The following is a 6,000-nucleotide window of genomic DNA, read 5'->3' as shown; positions in this document are numbered from 1 at the left end:
GGCGCCCGCCGCCCCGCCCGGCGGCGGCGGCACCTGGCCGAGCCGCCGCTTGGTGTCGATGAGCGCCCGCAGGTGGGCGGCGATGACGGTCGGGTCGTCGGCGATGAGGCCGAGGTCGCCGGCGCGGATGATGTCCGCCGCCTCGCCGGTGGTCAGGCCGACGGACAGGATGGGCCGGCGGCAGCCGATGTATTCGAACAGCTTGCCGGCCAGCACGGCGTTCTCGCGCGGGTCGTTCCAGCGCAGCAGCAGCAGCACGTCGGCGGCCCGCTGCAGCGGCATCAGCTCCGCCCGCCGCACCGGCGGCAGCACCTCCACCAGCGGCGGCGTCAGGCCGTGTTCGGCCATGTGGGCCTGCACCAGATCGGGCTCGCTGCCGTAGAAGCGGATGCGGACGTCCTCGGGCCCGAGGCCCAGCTGCCGCACCGCCGCGAACAGGGGGCGCGGGTCGCGCTTGTGGCCGTAGAGCACGCCGGCATAGACGATGGTGAGCGGCCCGTCCGCCGGGGGCGGCGGGGCCGGGGTGTCGGCGGCGTCGTCCTCGAAACCGTTGCGCACCAGCCGCACCGGCTTGCCCGACCATTCCACCGCCAGCGCCGCGCGCCAGCCTTCGGTCACCGTCACCAGCCCCGCCGCCGTTGCCAGCGCCGCCCGCTCCGCCGCCCGGTCGAGCAGGCGGACGAGGCCGCGTCCGTCGTAGTAGGGGTGGCCGGTCCACAGGTCGCGCAGGTCGGCCACCCACGGAATGCCGTGGCGGCGATGGATGCGGCGGGCCAGCAGCAGGCCGGAATGGGGCGGCACGCTGGCGATCATCACGTCCGGCCGCCAGTCCGCCATCAGGCGGTCGGCGGCGGCCTCGGCGTGCGGCAGCCAGCCGATGCGCTGGTCGGGCCAGCCGGCCACGGCGGCGGCGGTGCGCAGCGGCCGGGCGAGGCGGGCGAGGGCGGCGCCATCCAGCGGCGCCAGATCGCGCAGCAGGCCGCGCGCCGGCAGCGGCGGATCGACCTCGGCGAAGGTCACGTCCCCGGCCGCCAGTCCGTGGTCGAGCACCGGCGGGAAGTCCGGGTTGCGGGCGCCGAGCACCTTCACCCCATGGCCGCGGTCGCGCAGGAACCGCGCCAGCGCCGGCGCCCGCGTGGCGGCCAGCGGCGCATGCGGCGGGAAGAAGCCGGTGACCAGCAGCACCTTCATCGCGCCAGGCTCCCGGCCGGGCCGGAGGGTCTGCCGGCGGCTGCCTTGGCCTCCGCCTCCGCCCGTGCCGCGGCGGCGCGGCGGGCGAGCGGGGCCGGCACGCGGTTGATCTCCGGCGCGATCACCACCCGGATCAGCACCAGCAGGATGAGGATGTGATAGTAGAGGTCGAAGTTGGACAGGTTGAGGAACGCCCCGCCGGCGGCATAGCCGACCAGGCTGACCTGCACCATGGAGGCAAGGTCGTGCGCCCAGGCCAGATGCGGGATGCCGCGCGTCTGGTTGGCGATGCGCTGGGCGGTGATCAGCCCCGCCAGGCCGATGGTGAGGAACAGGATCAGCCCGGGCCAGCCGTGTTCGCCCAGCGTCTCGAAATAGATGCTGTGGAACGACCGCACCTTGAAGGCATCAGGCACCAGCTGCATGAACAGGGCGTCGTTGTAGTTGGGGGCGAAGCCGCCGCCCACCAGCGGCCGCATCTCGGCCAGCCGCCAGGCATAGGTCCAGGCGTCGAAGCGGCCCTGCACCGATGGATCGTCGGCATAGCTCTCGATGCTCTGCATGCGGGCGAACCACTGTTCCGGCATCATGAACAGGATCACGCCCACCAGCACCACCCCCAGGCCGAACACCGGCACCTTGTGGCGCGATTTCAGGAACAGCCAGAACAGGCAGGCGAAGCCGGCCAGCAGCGCCCCGCGCGAGTACGATCCGATGATGGCGACGGCGATGAACACCATCGAGAGCAGCAGGCCGTGGCGAATCCATTTGTCCGCCGTGTGCTGGTGCAGGTAGCGCACCAGCGGCAGCAGCATGATCAGCGCCAGGGCCAGCTGGTTGTTGTCGCGGATGACCGAGGCCGGCGGCCCCCAGACGCGGTGCTCGCCGCCGGTGATGACGGTGAAGATGCCGCCCTTGACGCCGTAGAAGCCGATGCCGAGCACGATGACCCACACCAGCGCATGGATGCGCTCCCGCGATGCCATCAGCGGGATGGTGAGGAAGGTCATCAGCATGATCTTGAAGAACTCGATGTACTTGGCCTTGGCCGCCACCGGCGCCACCGCGAAGAAGGTGGTCAGCGTGGCATAGCCGATGAACACCAGCAGCAGCACGGTGATCGGCTGCACCGGAATGCCCTTGCGCCCCGGCTGCAGGACGAAGCCGAGCAGCGTCGCCAGGGCGATCACCATGGCGAAGGGCAGGCTGCTGGTATAGGTCCAGCCCAGCTGGTGGGGGTTCATGTAGGAGACCACCGACCAGCCGAGAATGCCGAGGAACGGCCAGCGCAGAATGGCCGGCACCAGGGCCATGAAATACAGAATGATGACGATGTCGCGCATGAGTATTCCCAAGGTCCTGGCCAAGGCAACCGGCGCCTGCGGGCACCGCAGACGATGGCACGCAGGGCCGGGGATTAGGAGTCACCCGTCGGGTTTAGTTCGCGTGGGACCGTGGGCTAGGCCGCGCGAGATGATGTGACGCGGCGGTCCAATTGGTATCCATGGACGGGCCTGAGAGAGGCTGCGGACCATCCGCGCCGTCTGGAGGATGCCCTTGGAAACCGGACTCCTGCTGCTGGCGCTTGGCGCCACCGTCTACGTCATGCACTGGCTGGTGACCAATGACGGCGTGCCGCGCATTGCCGACCAGACCGGCCTGACCCGCATGAAGCCGCCGCCGGGCGAGCAGCCGTCGGAACCGACCGCCGACGCCACCCTGGCCGGCGGCCTTCGCCGTGCGGCGGCCGCCCGCCGCGATGCGGCCGAGCGGCGCCGTGACGATGCCGCCTCCCGCTGACCCCTGATCCCGACCGATCCCATCCGCCGCCCGCCCGCGCCGGACCCGTGCCATTCATCCGGAGACATCGCATGTACGACCGCCTGTCCGAGTTGATCCTGTCCTCGGCGATGCGCGATCCGCTGGGGACGGCCCTGCGCTGCGACGGCGAGAGCCTGACCTACGGCGACCTCGCCCAGGCGGTGGAGGCCTTCGCCCGCGGCCTGGTGGCCGGCGGCCTGCACCGGCGCGAGCGCGTCGCCGTCTACCTCGACAAACGGTTCGAGACGGTGGTGTCGTGCTTCGGCGCCGCCCATGCCGGCGGCGTCTTCGTGCCGGTCAACCCGGTGCTGAAGGGCCGTCAGGTCGGCCACATCCTGGCCGACTGCAATGTCCGCGTGCTGGTGACCTCGGCGGCGCGGCTGGAGGCGCTGGCCGCCGTGCTGCCCGACTGCCCGGACCTGCGCGCCGTGGTGCTGGTCGATGCCCTGCCGCCGGCGCCGCCGGCCCTGCACGGGGTGGAGCTGCTGCGGTGGACCGATGTCATGGCCGCCGGCGCCGGCGCTCTGCGGCTGCCCCACCGCACCATCGACAGCGACATGGCGGCGATCCTCTACACCTCCGGCTCCACCGGCCTGCCGAAGGGCGTGGTGCTCAGCCACCGCAACCTGCTGGCCGGGGCCTTCAGCGTGTCGGAGTACCTGGGCAACGTGGCCGAGGACCGCATCCTGTCGCTGCTGCCGCTCAGCTTCGATGCCGGCTTCAGCCAGCTGACCACCGCCTTCGCCGTCGGCGCCCGGGTGGTGCTGATGAACTACCTGCTGCCGCGCGACGCGGTGCGGGCGGTGGCGGAGGAAGGCATCACCGGCATCACCGGCATCCCGCCGCTGTGGGTGCAGCTGGCGCAATGCCGCTGGTCCGACGATGCCACCCGCAGCCTGCGCTACATCGCCAACACCGGCGGGCGGATGCCGCGCAGCGTGCTCGACCGCCTGCGCGCCCTGCTGCCCTACACCCAGGCTTACCTGATGTACGGCCTGACGGAAGCCTTCCGGTCCACCTATCTGCCGCCGGCCGAGGTGGACCGCCGCCCCGACAGCATCGGCAAGGCGGTGCCCAATGCCGAGATCATGGTGGTGCGCAAGGACGGCACCCCCTGCGCCCCCGGCGAGCCCGGCGAACTGGTCCACCGCGGCGCCTTCGTGGCGCTCGGCTACTGGAACGACCCGGAGCGCACGGCGGTGCGCTTCCGCCCGGCGCCGGGACAGGAAGCCGGCATCCCCAATCCGGAAATGGCGGTGTGGTCGGGCGATACGGTGAAGATGGACGCCGACGGCTACCTCTACTTCATCGGCCGCGAGGACGAGATGATCAAGACCTCGGGCTATCGCACCAGCCCGACGGAGATCGAGGAAGTGCTCTACTCCACCGGCCTGGTGGGCGAGGTGGTGGCCATCGGCGTGCCCCATCCCGAGCTTGGCCAGGCGGTGGTGGTGGTGGCGACCGGGCCGGAGGGCGGGGCGCTGGATGGCGACGCGCTGCTCGCCGCCGCCCGCGCCGAGCTGCCGGCCTACATGGTGCCGCGGCGCATCGTCGCCATCGACGCCATGCCGCGCAACGCCAACGGCAAGCCTGACCGCAAGGGCCTGGCGCTCGCCCACCAGGACACCTTCCGCAAAGAGGAGGCGTGACCGTGAATGCTCCCCTCACCAACCCTGAAATCCGCCGCGTCCACGGCTTCCCGGTCAGCGGCGACCAGCTGGTGGTCGGCGGCGTGCCGCTGCGGCGGCTGGCGGCGCGGGTCGGGCGGACGCCCTTCTACGCCTACGACCGCACCCTGATCACCGACCGGGTGGCGCTGCTGCGCGCCCACCTGCCGGCCGGCGTGCACCTGTCCTACGCCTGCAAGGCCAACCCCATGCCGGCGGTGGTCGGCCATCTGGCGCGGCTGGTGGACGGCATGGACGTCGCCTCCGCCGGGGAACTGGCGACGGTGCTGGATGCCGGCGTCGACCCCGACCACATCAGCTTCGCCGGCCCCGGCAAGCGGGCGGAGGAACTGGCGCGGGCGGTGGCGGCGGGGGTGACCGTCAACATCGAAAGCGCCGGCGAGCTGGAAGTGCTGGCGCGCGAGGCGGCGCGGCTCGGCGTCACGCCGCGCGTCGCCGTGCGCGTCAACCCGGACTTCGAGTTGCGCGGCTCCGGCATGCGCATGGGCGGCGGCGCCAAGCAGTTCGGCATCGATGCCGAGGACGTGCCGGCGGTGCTGCGGCGCATCGCCGCCCTGGACGCCTGCTTCGTCGGCTTCCACGTCTTCTGGGGCAGCCAGGCGCTGCGCCCGGCGCTCATCCGCGAGGCGCAGGAGAAAAGCGTCGAGCTGGTGCTGCGCCTGACCGACCACGCCCCGGCGGCGCCGGAACTGGTGAACGTCGGCGGCGGCTTCGGCATCCCCTACCACGACAAGGACGAGCCCCTGCCGCTGGCCGAGGTCGGCGACGGCATGGCGGTGCTGTCCGACCGCCTCGCCGCCGCCCTGCCGGAGGCCCGCCTCGGCATCGAACTGGGCCGCTATCTGGTCGGCGAGGCCGGGGTCTACGTCTGCCGGGTGGTCGACCGCAAGACGTCGCGCGGGCAGGTGTTCCTGGTCACCGACGGCGGCCTGCACCACCATCTGGCGGCCACCGGCAACTTCGGGCAGGTGCTGCGGCGGAACTACCCGGTGGTCGTCGGCTCCCGCATGGCCGCCGCCGACGTGGAGACGCAAAGCGTCGTCGGCTGCCTGTGCACCCCCATCGACCTGCTGGCCGACCGGGTGGAGCTGCCGCGCGCTGAGGTCGGCGATCTGGTGGTGATCTTCCAGTCGGGCGCCTATGGCGCCTCGGCCAGCCCGCACGGCTTCCTCGGGCATGGCGGCCCGGCGGAGGTGCTGGTGTAGCGGCCGCACCTCGCCCCCCTTCTCTCACGGTCGCTGCAAGGCCCGTGTCGGTGGATTTTCCAGCCGGCACGGGCCTTAGACTTTCATCTCAAGTG

At 71.9% G+C, this 6,000-nt stretch carries 5 protein-coding genes; 3 read left to right on the top strand and 2 right to left on the bottom strand.

The genetic code is table 11. The features are described 5' to 3' along the window. Nucleotides 1-1,191: glycosyltransferase (locus ABD056_RS19005; RefSeq protein WP_343869288.1), on the bottom strand; the 1,191-nt coding region annotated here is incomplete at its 3' end. Continuing rightward, nucleotides 1,188-2,534, bottom strand: a complete 1,347-nt coding sequence (locus ABD056_RS19000) for a putative O-glycosylation ligase, exosortase A system-associated (protein WP_343869287.1) — start codon at nt 2,532-2,534, stop codon at nt 1,188-1,190. The genes ABD056_RS19005 and ABD056_RS19000, both read right to left, overlap by 4 nt. A 214-nt stretch (nt 2,535-2,748) precedes the next feature. Here ABD056_RS19000 and ABD056_RS18995 point away from each other — a divergent pair, with 214 nt between their 5' ends. The 3 genes from ABD056_RS18995 to ABD056_RS18985 all read left to right on the top strand — a co-directional run bounded on the left by ABD056_RS18995 (nt 2,749) and on the right by ABD056_RS18985 (nt 5,905). Then, on the top strand, nt 2,749-2,991 hold the full coding sequence (locus ABD056_RS18995) for a hypothetical protein (RefSeq protein WP_343869286.1): 243 nt from the start codon (nt 2,749-2,751) through the stop codon (nt 2,989-2,991). Between the two features lie 71 nt (nt 2,992-3,062). Then, a complete protein-coding gene (locus ABD056_RS18990) occupies nt 3,063-4,661 on the top strand; it encodes an acyl-CoA ligase (AMP-forming), exosortase A system-associated (protein WP_343869285.1) in 1,599 nt (532 codons plus the stop codon). A 2-nt stretch (nt 4,662-4,663) separates the two neighbouring features. Then, nucleotides 4,664-5,905: a pyridoxal-dependent decarboxylase, exosortase A system-associated gene (locus ABD056_RS18985; RefSeq protein WP_343869284.1), complete on the top strand. Its 1,242-nt coding sequence runs from the start codon at nt 4,664-4,666 to the stop codon at nt 5,903-5,905. Nucleotides 5,906-6,000 lie beyond the last annotated feature (95 nt).

The sequence above is a fragment of the Caenispirillum bisanense genome (assembly GCF_039523075.1).
Lineage (GTDB): Bacteria > Pseudomonadota > Alphaproteobacteria > Rhodospirillales > Rhodospirillaceae > Caenispirillum > Caenispirillum bisanense.
This window is presented reverse-complemented; position numbering and strand designations above follow the sequence as displayed.

Excerpts from the sequence above, each read along its gene's own strand:
- ABD056_RS19000 (WP_343869287.1), bottom strand. The coding sequence starts at position 2,534 with ATGCGCGACATCGTCATCATTCTGTATTTCATGGCCCTGGTGCCGGCC.
- ABD056_RS18990 (WP_343869285.1), top strand. The coding sequence starts at position 3,063 with ATGTACGACCGCCTGTCCGAGTTGATCCTGTCCTCGGCGATGCGCGAT.